This is a genomic window from Streptomyces sp. V4I8 (genome assembly GCF_041261225.1).
Classification (GTDB): domain Bacteria; phylum Actinomycetota; class Actinomycetes; order Streptomycetales; family Streptomycetaceae; genus Streptomyces.
Genome location: NZ_JBGCCN010000001.1, coordinates 2,582,347 through 2,603,164, shown reverse-complemented (window position 1 = coordinate 2,603,164; position 20,818 = coordinate 2,582,347). Strand labels below are relative to the sequence as shown.

17 protein-coding genes, 1 pseudogene and 1 riboswitch are annotated in these 20,818 nt (G+C 72.6%); of the genes and pseudogenes, 7 read left to right on the top strand and 11 right to left on the bottom strand.

Going from position 1 to position 20,818, the window contains the following annotated elements; genetic code table 11:
• Positions 1-27: 27 nt before the first annotated feature.
• The 5 genes from ABIE67_RS11815 to ABIE67_RS11795 all read left to right on the top strand — a co-directional run bounded on the left by ABIE67_RS11815 (position 28) and on the right by ABIE67_RS11795 (position 6,643).
• Entirely contained in the window at positions 28-1,119 is a 1,092-nt protein-coding gene (locus ABIE67_RS11815; RefSeq protein ID WP_370256402.1) for an amidohydrolase family protein, read from the top strand.
• Between the two features lie 274 nt (positions 1,120-1,393).
• Entirely contained in the window at positions 1,394-2,326 is a 933-nt protein-coding gene (locus ABIE67_RS11810) for an SCO1860 family LAETG-anchored protein (RefSeq protein ID WP_370256401.1), read from the top strand.
• A gap of 127 nt (positions 2,327-2,453) precedes the next feature.
• Positions 2,454-3,470: a hypothetical protein gene (locus ABIE67_RS11805; protein ID WP_370256400.1), complete on the top strand. Its 1,017-nt coding sequence runs from the start codon at positions 2,454-2,456 to the stop codon at positions 3,468-3,470.
• Positions 3,471-3,501: 31 nt separating this feature from the next.
• A complete protein-coding gene (locus tag ABIE67_RS11800; RefSeq protein WP_370256399.1) occupies positions 3,502-4,572 on the top strand; it encodes a LacI family DNA-binding transcriptional regulator in 1,071 nt (356 codons plus the stop codon).
• Between the two features lie 118 nt (positions 4,573-4,690).
• The gene (locus ABIE67_RS11795) at positions 4,691-6,643 is read left to right on the top strand and encodes a DUF2264 domain-containing protein (RefSeq protein ID WP_370256398.1); all 1,953 of its coding nucleotides are present in this window, start codon (positions 4,691-4,693) and stop codon (positions 6,641-6,643) included.
• Here the strand turns inward: ABIE67_RS11795 and cobC are convergent.
• The 11 genes and pseudogenes from cobC to ABIE67_RS11740 all read right to left on the bottom strand — a co-directional run bounded on the left by cobC (position 6,591) and on the right by ABIE67_RS11740 (position 18,483).
• Positions 6,591-7,652 carry an Rv2231c family pyridoxal phosphate-dependent protein CobC gene (gene cobC, locus ABIE67_RS11790; protein ID WP_370268476.1) on the bottom strand — a complete coding sequence of 354 codons (1,062 nt, stop codon included), beginning with the start codon at positions 7,650-7,652 and terminating at the stop codon, positions 6,591-6,593. The two genes, ABIE67_RS11795 and cobC, sit on opposite strands and share 53 nt — an antisense overlap.
• Complete coding sequence (locus tag ABIE67_RS11785; RefSeq protein WP_370256397.1) at positions 7,642-8,514, bottom strand: sirohydrochlorin chelatase; 873 nt, start codon at positions 8,512-8,514, stop codon at positions 7,642-7,644. The genes cobC and ABIE67_RS11785 overlap by 11 nt, the downstream gene beginning before the upstream one ends.
• Before the next feature lie 107 nt (positions 8,515-8,621).
• Positions 8,622-9,014 (bottom strand): annotated as a pseudogene (locus tag ABIE67_RS11780) (cobalamin biosynthesis protein); the annotation flags it as partial.
• Positions 9,015-9,025: 11 nt separating this feature from the next.
• The gene (locus ABIE67_RS11775) at positions 9,026-10,537 is read right to left on the bottom strand and encodes a cobyrinate a,c-diamide synthase (RefSeq protein WP_370256396.1); all 1,512 of its coding nucleotides are present in this window, start codon (positions 10,535-10,537) and stop codon (positions 9,026-9,028) included.
• A complete protein-coding gene (cobO, locus tag ABIE67_RS11770) occupies positions 10,537-11,136 on the bottom strand; it encodes a cob(I)yrinic acid a,c-diamide adenosyltransferase (protein WP_370256395.1) in 600 nt (199 codons plus the stop codon). Before cobO ends, ABIE67_RS11775 begins: the two co-directional genes overlap by 1 nt.
• Positions 11,136-13,235: a putative cobaltochelatase gene (locus ABIE67_RS11765; RefSeq protein WP_370256394.1), complete on the bottom strand. Its 2,100-nt coding sequence runs from the start codon at positions 13,233-13,235 to the stop codon at positions 11,136-11,138. The genes cobO and ABIE67_RS11765 overlap by 1 nt, the downstream gene beginning before the upstream one ends.
• Entirely contained in the window at positions 13,232-14,752 is a 1,521-nt protein-coding gene (locus ABIE67_RS11760) for a cobyric acid synthase (protein ID WP_370256393.1), read from the bottom strand. The genes ABIE67_RS11765 and ABIE67_RS11760 overlap by 4 nt, the downstream gene beginning before the upstream one ends.
• A complete protein-coding gene (locus ABIE67_RS11755) occupies positions 14,749-15,708 on the bottom strand; it encodes a cobalamin biosynthesis protein (protein ID WP_370256392.1) in 960 nt (319 codons plus the stop codon). Before ABIE67_RS11755 ends, ABIE67_RS11760 begins: the two co-directional genes overlap by 4 nt.
• Positions 15,709-15,807: 99 nt before the next feature.
• A riboswitch (cobalamin riboswitch) is annotated at positions 15,808-15,950 on the bottom strand.
• Between the two features lie 109 nt (positions 15,951-16,059).
• Positions 16,060-16,281 carry a hypothetical protein gene (locus ABIE67_RS11750; protein ID WP_030051597.1) on the bottom strand — a complete coding sequence of 74 codons (222 nt, stop codon included), beginning with the start codon at positions 16,279-16,281 and terminating at the stop codon, positions 16,060-16,062.
• Between the two features lie 44 nt (positions 16,282-16,325).
• The gene (locus ABIE67_RS11745; RefSeq protein ID WP_370256391.1) at positions 16,326-17,558 is read right to left on the bottom strand and encodes an anion permease; all 1,233 of its coding nucleotides are present in this window, start codon (positions 17,556-17,558) and stop codon (positions 16,326-16,328) included.
• A gap of 175 nt (positions 17,559-17,733) precedes the next feature.
• Positions 17,734-18,483, bottom strand: coding sequence for a lysozyme (locus ABIE67_RS11740; RefSeq protein ID WP_370256390.1), 750 nt, complete (start codon positions 18,481-18,483; stop codon positions 17,734-17,736).
• Between the two features lie 208 nt (positions 18,484-18,691).
• Between ABIE67_RS11740 and ABIE67_RS11735 the strand changes: the two genes are divergently transcribed.
• Together ABIE67_RS11735 and ABIE67_RS11730 are read left to right on the top strand one after the other, a co-directional pair.
• Positions 18,692-19,423 carry a class II aldolase/adducin family protein gene (locus ABIE67_RS11735; protein ID WP_370256389.1) on the top strand — a complete coding sequence of 244 codons (732 nt, stop codon included), beginning with the start codon at positions 18,692-18,694 and terminating at the stop codon, positions 19,421-19,423.
• 186 nt (positions 19,424-19,609) lie between these two features.
• Positions 19,610-20,737, top strand: a complete 1,128-nt coding sequence (locus ABIE67_RS11730) for an alpha/beta hydrolase (RefSeq protein WP_370256388.1) — start codon at positions 19,610-19,612, stop codon at positions 20,735-20,737.
• The last annotated feature ends 81 nt before the right edge of the window (positions 20,738-20,818 follow it).

The following is a 20,818-nucleotide window of genomic DNA, read 5'->3' as shown; positions in this document are numbered from 1 at the left end:
TCCGGGTCCGGTCATTAGGGTGCAGGCATGAGCGAACGCGCGGTGCTGCACGTGAAGGGCCGGGTCCTCGTCGGGCCCGACGACGTCCGGGACGAGCTGTGGGTCGTCGACGGCCGGATCTCGTACGACTGTCCCGTCGGCGCCCGCGACGTGCGGACCGTCGAAGGCTGGGCCCTGCCCGGTCTCGTCGACGCGCACTGCCATGTGGGCCTGGGCGCGCACGGCCCGGTGGACGACGACGTCGCCGAGAAGCAGGCGCTGACCGACCGCGAGGCGGGCACCCTGCTGATCCGTGACGCCGGTTCGCCCTCCGACACCCGCTGGGTCGACGACCGCGAGGACCTGCCGAAGATCATCCGGGCCGGCCGGCACATCGCCCGCACTCGCCGCTACATCCGCGGCTACGCCCACGAGATCGAACCGGAGGACCTGGTCGCCTACGTCGCCCAGGAGGCCCGGCGCGGCGACGGCTGGGTCAAGCTGGTCGGCGACTGGATCGACCGCGACCTCGGAGACCTCGCGCCCACCTGGCCGCGGGACGCGGTCGAGGCCGGTATCGCGGAGGCGCATCGCCTGGGCGCCCGGGTCACCGCGCACTGCTTCGCCGAGAGCTCGTTGCGCGACCTCGTCGAGTCCGGCATCGACTGCATCGAGCACGCGACGGGCCTGACGGAGGACCTGATCCCGCTGTTCGCCGAGCGCAGGGTGGCGATCGTCCCCACCCTCGTGAACATCGCGACCTTCCCGAAGCTGGCCGACGGCGGCGAGGCCCGGTTCCCCCGCTGGTCGGCCCATATGCGCCGGCTCCACGAACGCCGTTACGACACGGTCCGCTCCGCCCACGACGCCGGCATCCCGGTCTTCGTCGGCACGGACGCGGGCGGCACCCTGCCCCACGGCCTGGTGGCGGCCGAGGTCGCGGAACTGGTCACGGCCGGCATCCCCGCGGTCGAGGCCCTCGCGGCGACGAGCTGGGCGGCCCGGACATGGCTCGGCCGGCCCGGCCTGGAGGAGGGGGCGGCGGCGGACCTCGTGGTGTACGAGTCCGACCCGCGGGCGGACGTGCGGGTGCTGGCGGCGCCCCGACGGGTGGTGCTGAACGGGCACGTCGTCGGCTGACGTCGAGCGGACGAGACGGGGCGGACGCGACGGAGCGTGACGAGGCGCTGCGGTGCGGCCTTCGTGCACTCCGTCTCGCACTCCGGGGCGTCAACCGGCGTATTCGGAAAGAGGCCGGTGCGACGGTGAAAGCATGGAACACCCGTGCCGCACGATTCGAAAAGGTTCACGGAAACCCCACTTAGGAGTGAAGTCCGGGCGGATTGCTGACTGTTCACTCTCAGTACGCGATTCTTGCCAGGTCCCGAGCAAGTCTCCTCTGGGGGTCCCCACCTTGAACGGCAAGAACTTCCGCCTGCCCGCACGCCGTCTCGCCACCGTCGCGACGGCCACCGCCCTGACCGCCGGTCCCGCGGTCCTGGGCGCCGCGGGTCCCGCTCACGCGACCGGTGACGAGGGTCGCGCGAGTGCCGTCGTGCTCCGTACCGGGCTCGACATCTCCCTGCTCAACAAGACCGTGAACGTCCCGCTCGCGGTCTCCCTCAACGAAGTGCAGGCGCCGCGGAGCGCCGAGAAGGCGACACTGACGGCCCAGTTGAACGGTGTCGACGGCGGCCGGCCCTTCAGTGTGCTGAACGCCGAGGTCGCCCAGTCGAAGGCCACCGTCGAGGGCGGCAAGGCCGAGGGGTACACCAACCTCGCCCACGCCAAGGTCCACGTGCCCGGTCTGCCGCTGCTCTCGCTCATCGAGGTCGGCCAGGTCACCTCCAAGGCGACCTGCGAGGCCGGGAAGACGCCGACCGCCACCTCCAACCTGCTCGGCGACGTCACCGTCCTGGGCAAGAAGGTCACCCTGACCGCCGGCGGGACCACGAACGTCGAGGTGCCGGGTGTCGGTGACGTGCAGCTGGACTACTCCAGGACGGAGAAGACCTCGCGCACGGCCGCCGCCACTGCCCTCGAACTCAAGGTGTCCGTCAACCCGTTGAAGCTGAACGTGGCCGACGTCCAGGGCACCCTGACCCTGGCGAAGGCGACCTGCGAGACCCCGGCCGCGCCCGCGGACGCAGCCGACCCGAGCGCCGACCCGAGCACCGCACCGGGCGCCGGTTCGGCCGGGGAAGTGAAGCCCCAGGGCGAGGCCTCCGACGAAGGCCTCGCCGAGACCGGCGGCAACTCCATGACGCCGTACATCGCGGGCGGCGCGGTGGCCCTGCTCCTCGCGGGTGGGGGAGCGGTGGCCCTGGCGCGGCGCGGCAGGAGCTGACCCGGTCAGGAGGCCAGGGCCAGGGAGCCGCAAGGCTCCGCAGGCCCCCTCAGTCGGCAACTCGGTCAACAGCCCTTCTTGTCGGGGCTGTTGACTGGCGTCTGAAAACGTTTTAACTTCCCCTCACTTGCTGGAGCGCCCGCTGCCAGGCTCCACGCTCTGGCTCAACCAGGGCATGTTCACCGACGCCGGCATGAAGGAGGGCTGGACGTCGGAGGACTTCGCCGCCGTGGCCAAGCGGGCGACCGGTGGAAGGACGTACGCACTCGGCGCAGCCAACGGCTCCCTGTTCGGCAACGCCGTGCACTCCGCCGCCCACAACGCGCCGCAGAACTGGACGGTCACCGAGGACGGGACGTTCCGGCCGGGCTGCGCCGACGAACGCTACAAGGCGGCCATCGCCTTCCAGGCGCAGCTCCGCAAGAACGGCTCGTACCACCCGGACGCCACGTCCATCTCCCAGATCGACCTGACCACCCTCTTCTACAACGGCACCGTCGGCTCCATGCAGGACGGCTTCGGCGCCTACCTGCCCAAGTACCGCGAATCGCGGGGCAAGCTGACCCCGGCCGCCGCCCTGCCGTACAGCGTCGACGGCACCCCCGGCGGGATCGTCGCCGCCCGCCGGTCCTTCGGCTACACCGTCCTGAAGACGGCGAAGAAGGAGCGGATCGAGATGCTGCTCCGCGTCCTCGACTTCCTCGCCGCCCCCTTCGGCAGCAAGGAGTGGGAGCTCGTCCACTACGGCGTCGAGGGCACCCACTTCACCCGCGCCAAGGACGGCTCACCCGAGCCCACCGAGCTCGGCGAGGTAGAGAACAACACCAACCTGCCGCTGAAGTACCTGGCCGAGGGCCCGCAGGTGCTGTTCGTGCCGGGCATGCCCGAGGCCGTACGGGCCCTGCACGCCTGGCAGCGCGAGGTCGTGCCGCACGCCGTCCGCGACGCCTCCTTCGGCCTGCAGTCCCGCACCAGGAACGCCCAGGGCACCACCCTCAAGGCCCTCCTCGACGACACCGTCACCGGGATCGTCGCGGGGCGGCTGCCGCTGTCGGAGTGGGACGCGACGGTGAAGAAGTGGCGGGCCCGGGGCGGCGACAGAATGGCCGGGGAGCTGGCGAAGGACTACGCGGCCAACACCTGAACAGCCACTCGTGGAACAGGAGACGTGGGGGATGGGGAACGACATGGCGGACACCGGGTCCAAGCGGCGGGTCACGATCCGCGAGGTCGCCGAGCGGGCGGGCGTGTCCGTGGCCACGGCGTCCCGTGCGCTGAGCGGCAACCACCCCGTGCCCACCTCGACCAAGACCCGCGTGCTGCGGGCCGCGCGCGACCTCGACTACGTCGCCAACGCGCACGCCCGTGCTCTGGTGGGCGGCGGCCGGAAGATGGCCGCCGTCGTCGTCCGCCAGGTCACCAGCCCCTTCTACGCCCAGGTCGCCGAGGGCGTCGAGGCGGAGGCCGCCGACCGGGGCTGGCTGTGCGTGGTCGGCGCGACCGGCGGGGATCCGCAGCGCGAGATGGAGTTCGTGCAGCTGATGCGGGAGGAGGGGGCGCGGCTGGTGATCCTGGTCGGCGGGGTCGTCGAGGACGACGCATATCGCTCGCGCGTGGCCCACTACGCGCAGGCGCTGGACGCGTCGGGAGCGCGGCTGGTGTTGTGCGGCAGGCCCGCTCCGGATCCCGATATCCCCGCGCTGGTCGTCGAGTTCGACAACGAGGCCGGTGCCCGGGCCGTCACCGGGCACCTGCTGTCCGCCGGTCATCGGCGGATCGCCTTCCTCGGCGGACTGCCGGGCAACACGGCCCTGGACGCTCGTGTCGCCGGTTACCGTGCCGCACTCGCCGAACACGGGGTGCCCGCGGCGGCCGCGCGGGTCGTCGACTGCGGGCTCGGTCGTGCGGCGGGTCTGCGGGCCATGGCCCAACTACTCAAGGAGACACGGGAGTTCACTGCCGTCGTGGCGGGGGACGACATGGTTGCCGCAGGTGCGTTGAGGGCGATCACCGATGCGGGGCTTGTCGTCCCTGACGACATCTCGGTCGTCGGGTACAACGACATTCCGCTTGCCGAGGACTTCAATCCGCCGCTGACCACCGTTCGTACCCCCGCTGAGGAACTCGGCCGCGCCGCCGTGCGCATCGCGCTGCGAGACCCGGAGCACGTGGCCGGGCGCCACCACCTGCTCGGGACCCACATCGTCGTACGGGGAAGCGTCGCGGCTCCGCCGGAACGGCCGTGAGTTCACCGCGGGTGATCTGTGGCCGGTCGCGCCCACGGCGGAGCCGCATGTTGATGGAGCCCCGCGTCCCTTCGGGAGCGCTGCCTCTGCCCCCGACTCCTGGAGGACCGAACCTCGTATGACCGCGCCGCGCGTCTCGCTCCCTGCCAACCCGGCGAACCCTTCCGAACCGCCGCCGCCCGACCCCGTCCTCTCACCCCTCACCGGCTGGACCCGCGCCCACTGGGAATCGATCGCCGACCGCCTTCTCGACGGGCTGCTGCCGTACGCCACACCAGGACTCGCCCAGTACCGACTCCCCGGCCCGCCCAGCCACTCCGGCCCCTGGTCCGACGGCCTGGAGGGCTTCGCGCGCTCCTTCCTGCTCGCCGCCTTCCGGATCGCGGGCTCGGGCGGCCTGGTCGGCCCCGCGCTCATCGAGCGGTACGCCACCGGGCTGGCCGCCGGCACCGACCCGCACCACCCCGAACACTGGCCGCCCATCACCGACCGAGCCCAGCCGATGGTCGAGGCCGCCTCGATCGCCATCGCGCTGCACGAGTCCCGCCCGTGGCTGTGGGACCACCTCGACGACGGCGTACGGCAGCGGGTGTGCGCCTGGCTCGGGGGGTTCCTCGGCGCGGACGTCAACGACTCCAACTGGCGGCTCTTCCAGGTCATCACCGAGGAGTTCCTCGCCTCCGTCGGCGCCCCGCACAGCCGGGCCGAGATCGACGCGGGGCTGGCCCGCCTGGACGACTGGTACCGGGGCGGGGGCTGGTACACCGACGGCGAGGGACGGAAGTTCGACTACTACAACGCCTGGGCGCTGCACCTGTATCCGGTGCTGTGGGCGCGGGTCGCGGGGACGCGGGCGGACCCGGCCACCACGGCCCGGCACCGCGCCCGGCTGCGCGAGTTCCTCGCCGTCCACCAGCACTTCTTCGGCTCCGACGGCGCCCCCGTCCACCAGGGCCGCTCCCTCACCTACCGCTTCGCGACCACCGCCCCGCTGTGGGCGGGCGCCCTCGCCGACGCCACCCCGCTGCCGCCGGGCCGCACCCGCCGTCTCGCCTCCGGTGCGCTGAGGCACTTCGCCGAGCGGGGCGTGCCCGACGAACGGGGCCTGCTGACCCTCGGCTGGTACCGGCCCTTCCTCCCCGTCACCCAGCGCTATTCGGGCCCCGCCTCCCCGTACTGGGCGAGCAAGGCCTTCCTGGGACTGCTCCTGCCCGCCGACCACCCAGTCTGGACGGCACCGGAGGAGCCCGCCTCCGTGGACACGGCGGACATCACCCTGGCCCTGCCCGCCCCGGGCTGGCTGCTGCACTCCACCACGGCCGACGGCATCGTACGGCTGGTCAACCACGGCAGCGACCGCCTCCCGCCCCAGCCCGCGACGGACGACGACAGCCCCCACTACGCCCGGTTCGCCTACTCCAGCGCGACCGCCCCTGAAACCCCCGCCCCCGAAACCTCCGGCCCCGGAGCCCTCGGAGCCGACAACCACATCGCGCTCCTGGCCCCCGACGGCACGCCCTCCCCGCGCGGGCGCATCCATCCCCTGGACGCCGCAGACGGGCGGGCGGGGTCCTGGCAGGAGGGCCGTATCGAGACCGTCAGTCTGGTGCGCGGCGCGTGGGAGGTACGGGTGCACCGCCTCGACGTACCGGCCGACACGCCCGTGCGGGAGGGCGGTTGGGCGGTGGCCGACGACACGGCGGCCCCGGACGCGCGAACCGGACCCGCCCGGGCGGTGGCCCGCCGCGCGGACGGACTGACCAGCACGCTCGTCGGCCTCCACGGCTGGGACGACGCCGAGGCATCGGTCGTGCGTGCCGTCGGCACGAACGCCGTGGGCCACCACTCGGCGACCCCGGTGCTCCAACTCCCGCAAGCACCCCCGCTGTTGGTCACGCTCGTCGTGCTGAGCGCCGACCCGCGCACCTCGCTCACGGGAGCGAGCGCGACCGTCGCCGTGGACGGCACCGTGGAGGTCCGCTTCCCGGACGGCACCCTGGAGCGGGTGCCGGCCGGGCTCAGCGACGTGTCAGAGCCATCGCCTGGTCCAGCGCCTCCAGGAACCGGCTGACCGTCGCCCGGTCCCGCACGGCCAGCCGCAGCCACTCCTCGCCCAGCCCGGGGAAGGTGTCCCCGCGCCGCACCGCGAACCCGAGTTCGCGCAGATGGTGGCGTACGGCGGCCGCCCTCGGCAGTCGTACGAGGACGAAGGGACCCTCGGCGGGCTCCACGACCCGGAGTCCGGCCGAGGCGAACCCGCCCAGCCCGGCGACGAGATGGGCCCGGTCGGCGGCGATGCGGTGGGCCGCGTGGGCCGCCTCAGCCAGGGCCTGCGGTGCCACGCAGGTCTCGGCGGCGGCGAGCGCGGGCGTGGAGACGGGCCACAGCGGCTGGGCGCGCTCCAGGTCGGCGATGGTGTCGGGGGCGGCCAGGACATAGCCGATCCGCAGCCCGGCCAGGCCCCACGTCTTGGTCAGGCTGCGCAGCACCACCAGACCCGGCACGTCCGTCCGCCCGGCGAGCGCCTCCCGTTCACCCGGCACCGCGTCCATGAACGCCTCGTCCACCACCAACGTCCGCCCGGGACGGGCGAGTTCGGCGATGGACGCGGCTGGGTGCAGCACGGAGGTCGGGTTCGTGGGATTGCCGATGACCACCAGGTCGGCGTCCTCCGGGACGGCCGCCGGGTCGAGCCGGAAGCCGTCCTCCTCCCGCAGCAGCACCCGGTCGACGCTGTGGCCCGCGTCCCGCAGGGCCGCCTCCGGCTCCGTGAACTGCGGGTGCACGACGACCGGCCGGCTCACCTTCAGCGCCCGTGCCAGCAGCACGAACGCCTCCGCCGCCCCCGCCGTCAGCAGCACCCGCTCCGAGGGCAGCCCGTGCCGAACCGCCACCGCCGCCCGCGCCGCCCGCCCGTCCGGGTAGGCCGCGAGGGAGCCCAGCGAAGCGGCGATCCGCTCCCGCAACCAGGCGGGCGGGGTGTCCGCGCGGACGTTCACGGCGAGGTCGACGAGCGCCGAACCGTCGTCGCGGACCTCGGCGTCGCCGTGGTGCCGAAGGTCGTGTGCTTCAGTGTGCATGGGTGTCTGCATGGGAGTGGGTTCCCTGCTGCCGGTGTCCGTGATCGTGATGTCCGTGCTGGTCATGACTGTGCCGGTCATGACGGTCGTGGTCGCCTTTGACCGCCTCCTCGTACCGCTCCATCACCAGGTCCAGCAGCTCCGGCACCGGACCGATGACGTCCGCCGACCGCACCTCGGTCTCCGGGTGCGCCTCCGCCCAGCCCTCGGTCTGGTCCCGCACCCGCTCCGGCAGGACGCCCGGGAACAGGAAGTAGGGCAGGACGACGATCCGCCGCGCACCCAGCTTCACGCACCGGTCAAGACCGCTCGGCACGTCCGGCGCCGCCAGCGACACGAACGCCGTCTCCACGCCCGCGTAACCGCGTCCCTCCCAGAGCAGCCGCGCCGCCCTGTGCACCTCGGCGTTGGCGCCCGCGTCGGTCGAGCCGCGCCCGACCAGCAGCACGGTCACCTCGGCCCGGTCCCCGGGCGTGCGCCCCTGCGTGCCGAGCGCCTCCTCCAGCCGCCGCTCCAGCACGGACAGCAGCGCCGGATGCGGGCCCAGCGGGCGGCCGTAGGTGTACGAGATGCCGGGGTTCCGCTCCTTCTCGCGGGCCAGCGCCGCCGGGATGTCGTCCGTGGCGTGCCCGGCGGACACCAGCATCAGCGGCACGGCGGCGAAACGCCGTACGCCCTGCCCGACCAGCTCGGTGACGGCCTCGCCCAGCGGCGGCGACGACAGCGCGAGGAAGCCGCCCGAGACGGGCAGCTGGGGGTGGCGGCACCCCAACTGCCGTACGAATTCGCGGAACGCCTCGGCTCCGGCTTCGTCCCGGGTGCCATGACCGGCGATCAGCAGGGCGGGCGGCGGAGTGGTCACGATGACTCCTCGGAGGGTGAGTCGGGGTGGTGCGGCAGGGCGTCGGGCACTGCGGCACCGTCATCATGTCGACCTTCGCCGGAACACTGCGCGGGTTGTGGAGAGTTCCGCCCCGAACGCAGTACGACGGCACAGGTAACCCGCGCCGGCCCTCCGCCGGCGCGCTCCGACTTCCGCTTCGGTACGAGGAGTTCCCCGCCGCGCACGAGGGCGGCCGCCTCGGCGACCGAGGGGGTGCCCAGCACGGCGAGGGACGCGGCGGAGGGGTGGGGGACCTCGACGGCGGCCAGCTCGTCGGCCGAGTGGGCGACGAGGGGAACTCCGAGGCGTACGGCGGCCTGGACGATGCCGGGCTCGTCGGCCTTGGCGTCGACGGTGGCGAGTTCGGCGAGGGACGTGGGGGAGAGGCCGGCGTCACCGAGGGTGCCCTCGATCAGCGCGAGGACCTCGTCGACGGGGGCACCCCGCGAGGCACCGACACCGACCACGAGGGACCCGGGCACGTCCGGTCTCACGGGGCGACTCCGTCTGCTGTACGGCACCTCTCCACGAACCGGCGGGCGACAGCGGGCTCGGCGGCCCAGTGCGTGTGCAGATAGCTCGCGTGCACCCCTCGCCGCACGAACCCCTCGACCCGCTTCTGCGGCACCCGCATCCCCCAGGCGGGCAGCTCCCCCGCCCCGGGCTCCACCACGGTCCGATGGAACTCGTGCCCCCGCATCCGCGTCCCGGCCACCGCGAGCGCACTGTCACTCACGGCCACCGCGTCCCGGTAACCGAGCGTCAGCCGCTCCGACATACGAGCCCCGGCATCGAGGACCCCGCACATCGGCTGCCCGTCGAGTTCCCGGCACAGATACAGCAGCCCCGCACACTCGGCGGCGACCGGAGCCCCGCTCAGCGCGAACTCCCCGACGGCCTTCCGCAACGGCTCATTGGCGGACAGCTCGGCGGCATACACCTCGGGAAACCCACCTCCGATCACCAACCCACGTGCCCCCTCCGGCAGTTGCTCGTCCCGCAACGGATCGAAGGGAACGACGACGGCACCGGCGGCGGTGAGAAGCTCGCTGTGCTCGGCGTAGGAGAAGGTGAAGGCGGCCCCACCGGCAACGGCGACCACTGCGTCTTTCAGCTCGTCCGCAGTCCGACGAGGCCCGTCGGGTTCTTCTTTCAGCCCGTCCGGCGTTTGAGCACGAGGCCCTCCGGGCCGAAAGCGGGGGTCTGGGGGCGCAGCCCCCGGGCTCGGGACGGGAAGGGGCGGCGGGGGCGGAGAACCCAGGACCTCAGCCGCATCCCAAGCCGCACAGGACAACGCCCCCGCACTACGCGCCAGCGAAACCAGCGCCTCCAGATCACACCCGTCCCGCACCTGCGCGGCCATCGCCCCCACCGCATCCACCGCAGCGGCCTGCCGCTCGGCCACCGGCACCAGCCCCAGATGCCGCGACGGCGTATCCACCCGAGCCGTCCGCCGCAGCACCCCCAGCACCGGCACCCCGGCCGACTCCAGCCCCTCCCGCAACAACTCCTCGTGCCGATCGGAAGCGACCTTGTTCAGGATCACGCCCCCGACCCGCACCTCCGGATCCCAGGACACGAACCCGTGCACCAGCGCCGCCACCGACCGCGACTGCGACGACGCGTCGACGACTAGCACCACCGGCGCCCGGAGCAGCTTCGCCACATGCGCGGTGGACGCCAGCTCCCCCTGCCCGGCGGCCCCGTCGAACATCCCCATGACCCCCTCGACGACCGCGATGTCGCAGCCCCGCGCCCCGTGCAGGAACAATGGCCCGACCAGATCGGGCCCGCACAGGTACGCGTCGAGGTTCCGCCCCACCCGCCCGGTGGCGAGCGCGTGATACCCGGGGTCGATGTAGTCCGGCCCGACCTTGTGCGGGGACACGGCGAGCCCCCGCGCGGCGAGCGCGGCCATCAACCCCGTGGCGACGGTGGTCTTGCCGCTGCCGGACGACGGCGCGGCGATGACCAGCCGGGGGACGGAGGCGGACGAGGACATCACCACTCGATACCTCTCTGCCCCTTCTGCCCGGCGTCCATGGGGTGCTTGACCTTGGACATGTCGGTCACGAGGTCGGCGAAGTCGAGAAGCTTGTCGGGCGCGTTCCGCCCGGTGATGACGACATGCTGGGTCCCGGGCCGGTCGCGCAGCACGTCGAGCACCTCGTCGACGTCGACCCACCCCCAGTGCAGCGGGTAGGCGAACTCGTCGAGGACGTAGAGCTTGTAGGACTCGGCGGCCAGGTCCCGCTTGACCTGCTCCCAGCCCTCCCGGGCCTTTTCCTCGTTGTCCATCTGGTCGTCCCGCTGCACCCACGACCAGCCCTCGCCCATCTTGTGCCAGTCGACGGTGCCGCCCTCGCCGCTGGCGCCCAGCACCCGCAGCGCGTTCTCCTCGCCGACCTTCCACTTGGCCGACTTGACGAACTGGAACACCCCGATCGGCCACCCCTGGTTCCAGGCGCGCAGCGCCATCCCGAAGGCGGCGGTGGACTTGCCCTTGCCCACCCCCGTATGCACCATCACCAGCGGCCTATTACGACGCTGACGAGTCGTCAGCCCGTCGTCCGGCACCACACTCGGCTGCCCCTGCGGCATTACGCGGCCCTCCTCTTCGATCCACCCTGAGATCCACCCTGAACATCCCTGACAAGACCGGCGATCGAGTCCGCCCGCAGCTCGTCCAACGTGACCGCGGTAGCACCCAGCTCACCCGCGAGCTGCCCGGCGAGCCCCAGCCGGACATGCCCGGACTCGCAGTCGACGACCACGGAGGCGACGCCCTCGGCGGCGAACAGCCGCGCGGCCCGCCCGGCGAGGGCGACCGGCTCCGTCCCACCCGCCGCCCGACCGTCACCCCGGCCGGAGGCGCTTCGCGCCGCCCCTCCATCTGTGGCACGGCCGTCGGTCACCACGACGACCAGCGCCCGCCGTGCCGGGTCGCGCAGTCGCTCCACCCGAAGCACCTCGTGCGCCTTCAGCAGGCCCGCCGCGAGCGGCGTACGCCCCCCGGTCGGCAGCGACTCCAGCCGTACCGCAGCCGCGTCCACCGACGAGGTCGGCGGCAGGGCAACCTCCGCGGCCGACCCCCGGAACGTCACCAGACCCACCTTGTCCCGCCGCTGATAGGCGTCCAGCAGCAGCGACAGCACCGCCCCCTTCACGGCACTCATCCGCTGCCGTGCCGCCATCGACCCCGAGGCGTCGACCACGAACAGCACGAGGTTCCCCTCGCGCCCTTCCCGGGTCGCCTGCCGCAGATCGTCCCGCCGCACGACCAGTCCCGGCCCCGACCGCCCCCGCGTCCGCTGATGCGGCGCCGCCGCGTGCACGGTCGCCGCCAGGTGCAGCTTGGTCAGCGCCCCTCGGGGCCGTCGTGCCCCGGTCGTCCGCCCGTGCTCGGTCCGTGCCCGCGAACGCCGCCCCGCGGCACCCTCGCCGAGACCGGGCACGCTGAGCACCTTGGTCCGGAAGGGTTCCGAGGCCCGCACGGGCTGCTGCTCCCCGGCACCGGGGGCCTGCGGCCGCCCGCTCTCCTCGGCCTCGGGCTGAGCACCCGTGTCACCGCCCCGCGATCCGTCCGGTCCGTCCGGTCCGTCCGGCTCGGAAGGCGGCTGCCCGCCACCCCCGCCGGGCCCGTCCGGATCGGGATCCTCGTCGCTCTCGCTCTCGTTCTGGTTCTCGTCGCCGGCGAACTCCTCCAGCGTCTCGTCGAGTTTGTCCTCGTCGAGTCCGGGAGCATCGAAGGGATTACGCCGCCTGCGGTGCGGCAGCGCGAGCAGAGCCGCCTGCCGGACGTCCTCGGCGAGCACATCGGTCCGCCCGGCCCACGCGGCCAGCGCGGTCGCCGTACGTGCCATCACGATGTCGGCCCGCATGCCGTCCACCTCGAAGGCGGCGCAGGTCGCCGCGATCTGCCGCAGCGCCCCGTCACCGAGCCGCACCGACGGCAGCAACTCCCGCGCGGCCACGATGCGTTGACGTAGGTCGGCCTCGTCGTCCGCCCAGCGCGCGGCGAAGCCGGCCGGGTCGTCGTCGTAGGCGAGACGCCGTCGTACGACCTCCACCCGCTGGTCGGGTTCCCGCGAGGCCGCGACCTCGACGGTCAGCCCGAACCGGTCGAGCAACTGCGGCCGCAGCTCGCCCTCTTCGGGGTTCATGGTGCCGACGAGGAGGAACTTCGAGGCGTGCCGTACGGAGACACCCTCCCGCTCGACGTACGACGCGCCCATCGCGGCCGCGTCGAGGAGCAGGTCGACCAGGTGGTCGTGGAGGAGGTTGACCTCGTCGACGTAGAGGATCCCGCGGTGCGCGTCCGCGAGCAGGCCGGGCTCGAAGGACTTCACGCCCTCCGACAGCGCCCGCTCGATGTCCAGCGCGCCCACCAGCCGGTCCTCGGAGGCGCCGACGGGCAGCTCGACCATACGGGCGGGCCGCTCGGCCCCGGCCCCCGGCTCGTGCGGCCCGTCCGGGCACCCGGGGTCCGGCCGCGCGGGGTCGCACGAGAAACGGCACCCGGGGACGACCGGGACCTCCGGCAGCAGCGCCGAAAGCGCCCGTACCGCCGTCGACTTGGCGGTGCCCTTCTCGCCGCGCACCAGCACACCGCCGACCGCCGGTGACACGGCGTTCAGCAGCAGCGCGAGGCGCAGGTCGTCCTGGCCGACAACGGCCGTGAAGGGGAAGGGTGTGCTCATGCGGGCGCTCCCGGTGGAATGAAGGGCAGTCCTTGCGGCGCGCCCGACTCGATGAGCCGCCAGAGCGCGTCCGTGTCCGCGTGCTGTTCGATCAGGTCGCCGAGCCGGTCGAGCTGCTCCTCGCGCAGCGCGGCGAACGACGTGTCGGGGGCCGGGACGAAGCGCCGGCCCGCGGCGGCCGCCACCTCGCGCAGAAAGGCCCGCCGGAAGCCGTCCGACTCCAGCGAGCCGTGCCAGTGGGTGCCCCAGGTCTGGCCGACCCGGCAGCCGTCCAAAAAGGCCTCGCCGCCGCTGACAGTGGCGACCCCGTGATGGATCTCGTACCCCTCGACCCGCTCCCCGAGGGCCTCGCCGACGGGCCGGGTGAGGGTCTTCTCGTGGGCGAACCGCACCCGCACGGGCAGGATCCCGAGTCCGTCGACATGCCCCTCGCGGCTCTCGACCTCGTCCTCGATGTGCTCGCCGAGCACCTGGAAGCCACCGCAGATCCCGAGGATCGGCCGCCCCTCGGCGGCCCTCCGCTCGATGGCTTCCGCGAGTCCCCGCTCCCGCAGCCACTCCAGCGCGCGCACGGTTCCCCGGGTGCCGGGGAGGACCACCAGATCCGCGTCGGCCAGCTCCTCCGGCCGGTCCACGAACCGCACGACGACACCCGGCTCGGCGGCCAGCGCGTCCACGTCGGTGAAGTTGGACATCAGCGGGACGGCACAGACCGCGATCCGCAGCACGTCCTCGCCGACGGGCGGCGCCACGACGGACTCCCGGACCGTGCCCCGCAGCGAGACCCGCAGCCCGTCCTCCTCGTCGATGCCGAGCCCGTGCCGGAACGGCAGCACGCCGTAGGTGTGCCGGCCGGTGAGGTCGTGCAGCATGTCGAGCCCGGGTTCGAGCAGCGACACATCGCCCCGGAACTTGTTGACGAGGAACCCGGCGACGAGCTCCTGGTCCTCGGGGGAGAGAAGCGCCACGGTCCCGAAGAAGGAGGCGAAGACGCCCCCGCGGTCGATGTCGCCCACGACCAGCACGGGCAGCCGCGCACTGCGTGCGATGCCCATGTTGACGATGTCGGTCCGCCGCAGATTGATCTCGGCCGGAGAGCCGGCCCCCTCACAGATCACCGCGTCATACGTGCCCCGCAGTTCGGCGAGACAGTCGAGCACCGTCCCGAGCAGCGCCTGCTGCCGTCCCCCGTGGTACCCGCGTGCGCTGAGCTCACCGACGGGCTTCCCCAGCAGGACGACCTGACTGCTCCGCTCGCCACCGGGCTTGAGCAGCACGGGATTCATCTGCGCGGTCGGCTCCACGCGGCACGCCTGCGCCTGCATGGCCTGCGCCCGCCCGATCTCGGCGCCCTCGCGCGTCACGAACGAGTTGAGCGACATGTTCTGCGCCTTGAAGGGCGCGACCTTGACCCCCTGCCGCACCAGCCACCGGCAGATCCCCGCGGTGACGACGCTCTTGCCGGCGTCGGAGGTGGTGCCGGCGACAAGGAGCCCACCGCCAAGTCCGCCACTCATGACGTACGTCCTCTCTTGAGGCGGTCGCTGGTGAGGAACCGCGCGCCGGCGCACACGCCCAGCGCGAGCCAGCTCACGCGCCGCGACAGACGTACGGCACGTTCGATGTCCGTGACCTGAACCGCGCGTCCGGCGGCCCCGTTGAGCACCGGCCGATGCTCGACCCGCCCGCCGTACGACAGCGTCCCGCCCAGCCGCACCCCGAGGGCCCCCGCGAACGAGGCCTCGACAGGCCCGGCGTTGGGGCTCGGGTGCTTGCCGGCATCGGCGCGCCAGGCCCGTACGGCCCCCCGCAGGTCGCTTCCGGCGACGGCGGCGAGTACGGCGGTCAGCCGGGCCCCCGGCCACCCCGCCACGTCGTCCAGCCGCGCCGAAGCCCACCCGTACCGCCGGTACTTGGGCGACTTGTGCCCCACCATGGCGTCGAGCGTGTTCACGGCACGGAACCCGAGCAGCCCCGGAACGCCCCCCACCGCACCCCACACCAGCGCCCCCACCACCGCGTCGGAGGTGTTCTCGGCGACGGACTCCACGACCGCCCGCGCGATCCCGTCCGCGTCCAGCGCCTGCGGGTCCCGCCCGCACAGATGCGGCAGCCGCGCCCGCGCCCCGTCGACGTCCCCCGCCGCCAGGGCCCGCCCGATGGCCTGGGCCTCCCGGGCCAGCGAAGTCCCCCCGACCACCGCCCAGGTGGCGGCACCGGTCAGCGCGACGGAGGCGGCAGGGGACGTACGGACGACACGGGCGGCGACGGCACCCAGCGCCACGGCGCCACCGGCGCACACGGCGGTGTGCACCGCACCCCGCGCGCGGTCGTCGCGCCACAACACTCTCTCCACGGCGCAGGCGGCCCGTCCGAACGCGGCGACCGGATGCCCCCGGCGAGGGTCGCCGAGCAGCAGATCACCGAGAAGTCCGGCGGCGGCGCCGTACGCGAAGACGCGATCGGCACGCACGGACTCAGCCGACCGCTGTCACGGACAGGGCACTGGTGGGGCGACTCGAACGGCAGCCGAGCATGGCGATATGTCCTCACTCAGGGTGTCCACGCCCTGGTTCGACGAGACCGGCGGTGAGAGTTCCTGGCTCCCGGGGCTTTCTACCCCGGTGACAGTGGCGGGACCGCGCCGGATTCGCACCGGCTTCCTCTCCTGCCGCCGTAGATGGCTCCGGCAGTCCACCACGGGGTTGGAAGGGCCGTCAACTCGCTGTTGACCTGCGGCGGGAGAGTGTGCGAAGGCCCACACAGGCGTGAGGTGCGGGACGGCGATCCGTCCCGCACCTCAGATGTTCGTGTGTGTCGTGGGTCAGGCCACGATCAGGTAGATCCCGTATCCCACGGCCGCCGCGCAGGCCGCGAAGCACGCGTAGGCACCCGTGACCGCGAGCGCGGCCGAGTCGCCCTGGGCCACGGCCCGTTCGCGGCGGGACAGGCCCGAGATGCCGAGGGTGAACAGGCCCACGAGGGCCACGGTGACCACGAGGCTGACGCCGAACACGGAGCCGAGAGCCGCCCAGTCGATCTTCATGCTTCTTCTTCCTTGAGTACCGGGGAGGAGTAACCGGGTGGGGGTCAGACCGAGGCCTGCGACGGCGTCGGCTCGGAGGCCGGGGCCGGGATGGTGGCCGAGAGGTCCTCGGTCGCCGTGCCCGCCGGGGGCGGGGTCACGGCGGCCATGGCCGTGGTCACCACGCCGGGCGGCTCCTCGGTCTCGTTGACGTTGGTGTGGTCGATGACCTCACGGCGGGAGAGCTTCCAGATCGCGGCGCTGGAGCCGACCAGGAAGACCGCGACGACGGCCGTACCCCAGGTACCGAAGCCCGTGACGTACTCCGCGAGCGCGCCGACCAGGGCGGCGGCCGGGAGGGTCAGGCCCCAGGCGACGAACATCCGGGTGGCCGTCGACCAGCGGACGACGCCGCCCTTGCGGCCGAGGCCCGCGCCCATCACCGAGCCGGAGACGGAGTGCGTGGTGGAGAGGGAGAAGCCGAGGTGGGAGGAGGCCAGGATGACGGTGGCCGCGCTGGTCTGGGCGGCGAAGCCCTGCTGCGGCTGGAGGTCGGTCAGGCCCTTGCCCATGGTGCGGATGATGCGCCAGCCGCCGAGGTAGGTGCCGAGCGCGATGGCCAGGCCCGCGGAGAGGATGACCCACATGGGCGGGTCGGAGTCGGGGGCGAGGGTGCCCCCGGCGACCAGGGCGAGGGTGATGATGCCCATCGTCTTCTGCGCGTCATTGGTGCCATGGGCGAGGGAGACCAGACCGGCGGAAGCTATCTGGCCGGCGCGGTAACCCTTCTTGCTGGCCTCGCCGTCGGCCTTCCTGCCGAGGGTGTAGGTCAGGCGGGTGGCGAGCAGCGCGGCGATGCCCGCGACCAGCGGGGCGGCGATCGCCGGGATCAGCACCTTGGTGACGAGCGCGTCGCCGTGGACCGCGCCGACGCCGGCCGAGGCGATGGTGGCACCGATCAGGCCGCCCATCAGGGCGTGCGAGGAGCTGGAGGGCAGGCCCACCAGCCAGGTCAGCAGATTCCAGAGGATCGCGCCGACCAACGCGGCGAAGATGACCTCGGGACGGATGCCGGTCTCGTCGACGAGACCCTTGGAGATCGTGTTGGCGACCTCCACCGAGAGGAAGGCGCCCACAAGGTTCAGCGCGGCGGACATGGCCACCGCGACCTTGGGCTTGAGTGCACCGGTCGAGATGGTGGTGGCCATCGCGTTGGCGGTGTCGTGGAAACCGTTCGTGAAATCGAACGCGAGTGCGGTTACCACCACAATCGCGAGGATCAGCGAGAAGTTTTCCATTTACCCAGGCAATCGTTCGAGGTCATTGGCTGGATGAACGTAGGTAACCTGAGTGAACGGAAGATGAACTGGGGCGGGCCGCACGGTGTCCGGTGGGCGGGGTTGTTCTGCCGGAAGCGGAGGTTCCCGCTCCGGCGACCTCATCGGTCAACGCGCGGCCCAGGCGCCGCAAGGCTCAGTGGCCCCGGGCGAACTTCCTCAGCTGGGTCATGGACCCGTTGAAGAGATTCTGGTCACCCGGCAGGCTGCCGCTGCCGTTGTCGTACTGCCAGATGGTCCAGAACTGCCATCCGGCCGGCAGGGACCCCGCGGTCGCCGAGTCGTATCGCGCTATCCACAGTGCGTGATTCGAGGCGAAGGCGCGGCTGGCGCCGGTGCAGGTGTTCCACCAGTGGGTGGTGGTGTAGATCACCGGGCGGCGCCCGGTGAGCCGCTTCACCTCGTTGCTGAAGGACTGGATCCAGCTGACCATCTTCGCCTTGCTCAGCCCGTAGCACTTGTGCTTGCTGTACGGGTTGTACTCGATGTCGAGCGCGGGCGGCAGCGTCCAGCCGTCCGACCGCCAGCTTCCGCCGTTGCGTACGAAGTGTGCCGCCTGCGTCTGGCCCGACGACCTGTTCGGCAGTGCGAAGTGGTACGCGCCGCGGATCAGCCCCGCGTTTCGGGAGCCGTTGTACTGCTGGCCGAAGTACGGGTTGCGGTAGGTGTGGGACTCGGTCGCCTTGACGTAGACGAACTTGGCGCCCTTCCCCTTGGCGCTCTGCCAGTCGACGTTCTTCTGGTGGGACGAGACGTCATGGCCCTTGGGCTTGCCGGCTGCCGCGGCCGGCAGCTCGACCAGCGCGGTTCCCCCAAGGGTGAGCGCCGCCACTGATGCCGCTATGAGGCGGGAGCGGTGACGGGACGGTTTGTGATCACGGGCCATATTTCCCCCCGGAATGGCTGCGTGCACGACAAATCCCCCAGAGATTACTGGAAGACCGTTGAAAGCTGATCGATCTCAGGCCAAGCAGGAGGGGAGGGGTGATCTGTCCATGTATGCACCCTTCCGGACGTCGGCCTTCCGCCCTAAAGTGCCCCGGTCCGGCGGCGACTTGAGGCCCTGCCGCCGTCCGGCCTGGCAGGATCGCCGCATGGCTGAGGAGCAGCGGGACCAGCGGGACGCGCGGGATGCGCGGGAGGGCGCACAGGAAGTGAGGGAGTCGTGGGGCAGGAGTGCGCGCCCCGAGGAGGCGGAGGCCTGGGAGGCCCTCGTGGTGACGGCTCGCCGGACCGTGTCCGACGGCCTCGTCGTCGGCACGTCCGGGAACGTCTCGGTGCGCGTCGGCGACACGGTGCTGGTCACGCCGTCGGGAGTGCCGTACGACAGGCTGACGCCGGACGATGTGACCGGGGTCGACCTGGACGGCGGGCAGGTACTGGGCGCGCTGGTGCCGACCAGTGAGCTGCCCATGCACCTCGCCGTCTACCGCGCCACCGACGCCGGGGCCGTCGTCCACACCCACGCGGTCCACGCCACGGCCGTCTCCACCCTGGTGCCCGAGCTCCCGTTGATCCACTACATGGCAGGCGCCCTCGGCGGCCCCGTCCGGGTTGCCCCGTATGCGACGTACGGCACGGAGGAGTTGGCCGAGAACATGCTCCGGGCCCTCACCGACCGCACCGCCTGCCTCCTCCAGAACCACGGCACGATCGCCTACGGCACGACCCTGGACCAGGCCTACGACCGCACGGCCCAACTGGAGTGGATGTCCCGCCTGTGGCTCACCGCGTCCTCGGTGCCCGGACTGTCCCCGGCCCTGCTGTCGAAGGGGCAGGTGGCGGAGGCGGGGGAGCGGTTGCGGGGGTACGGGCAGCGGGTCTAGGTACTCCAGCCTGTCCGGCGTTCGAGGACGAGGCCGTTCAGGGCCGAAGAGGGGGGATGGAGGGGCGGCCACCAGCGGGCCCGCGGTGCGGCCGGTGCCGGGAAATCCGCGGTGCCCGGTGCCTCGGTTCAGCCGACGGAGTCACTCCCACTGGCCCCGTCCCCCGTCCGCCCGGACACTGGACGGGTGCGCACAGTCAAAGCGACGGCCGCTGCCGTCACCGTGGCTCTGGCCGCCGGCGCCGCGAGCGTCGCCGCCGGGCGGTTCGCCAGTGGCGCCGCGCTGACGGCGCCCGCCGGCCGCCCCCTGCCCACTGAGCCCCGGCTCACCGTCCATGCCACGGCCGCCGGCCAGATCGCCCTCACCCGCGACCTCGCCTCCCTGCGGCCGGGCACCTACGGCCTCTCCGGAGACGGCTCGCACGCGGTCGTCGGCCCCGTCCTCGCCGCGGCGAAGCACTCCGCCGACACCGTCGTACGCCGCCTGGAACGCGTCACCCACGGCGACCTCCAGCCCGGCGACAGCGTCTGGCTCACCCCGAACGTCCACGTCGGCAACCCGAGCGCCGCCCTCGGCCTCGACCACGCCGACATCGACATCCCGGGCGAACTCGGCTCCCTGCCCGCGTGGTTCGTCCCCGGCGCCCGGGACACCTGGGTCATCGCGGTGCACGGTCTCGGCACCACCCGCGAACAGGCCATGAACGTCATGGAGTTCCTCAGCGGCCGCCACTTCCCGGTCCTCGCCCTCGCCTACCGCGGCGACCTCGGCGCACCCCGCTCGCCGGACGGCCTGAACCACCTCGGCGAGACCGAGTGGCGCGACCTGGACGCGGCGATGCGCTACGCCGTGCGGTACGGCGCCAAGCAACTCGTCCTGCTCGGCTGGTCCACCGGCGCCACGATGGCCCTGCGCGCCGCCGCGCGCTCCGGTCTCCGTGACCGGGTCTCGGGCCTCGTCCTGGACTCCCCGGTCCTCGACTGGGAAGCCACCTTGCGCGCCCTCGCCCGGGCCCGCCACACACCGAGCGCGCTGCTGCCGCTCGCCGTCCGCGCGGCACAGGGCCGTGCCGGAATGAGCGCCGACCGCCTCACCGGCGACGGCGCCCACGGCCGGCTCACGGTGCCGACCCTGATCTTCCACGGCCCCGACGACCGGGTGGCCCCCTGGGCCCACTCCCGCCGTCTCGCCGACGCCCACCCCAACCTGGTGGCCCTCCGCACGGTCGAGGGCGCCCCCCACGCCGCCATGTGGAACGCCGACCCCGAGTCCTACGAAGAGTCCCTGCGCCGCTTCATGACACCGCTCATGTGATGCCGCCCCCGGCGCCCCCGGCGCTTCGGCGATACCGGTCCCTCAGATTCCGTTTAACCCCGTACCACTGGCCTGTTATGC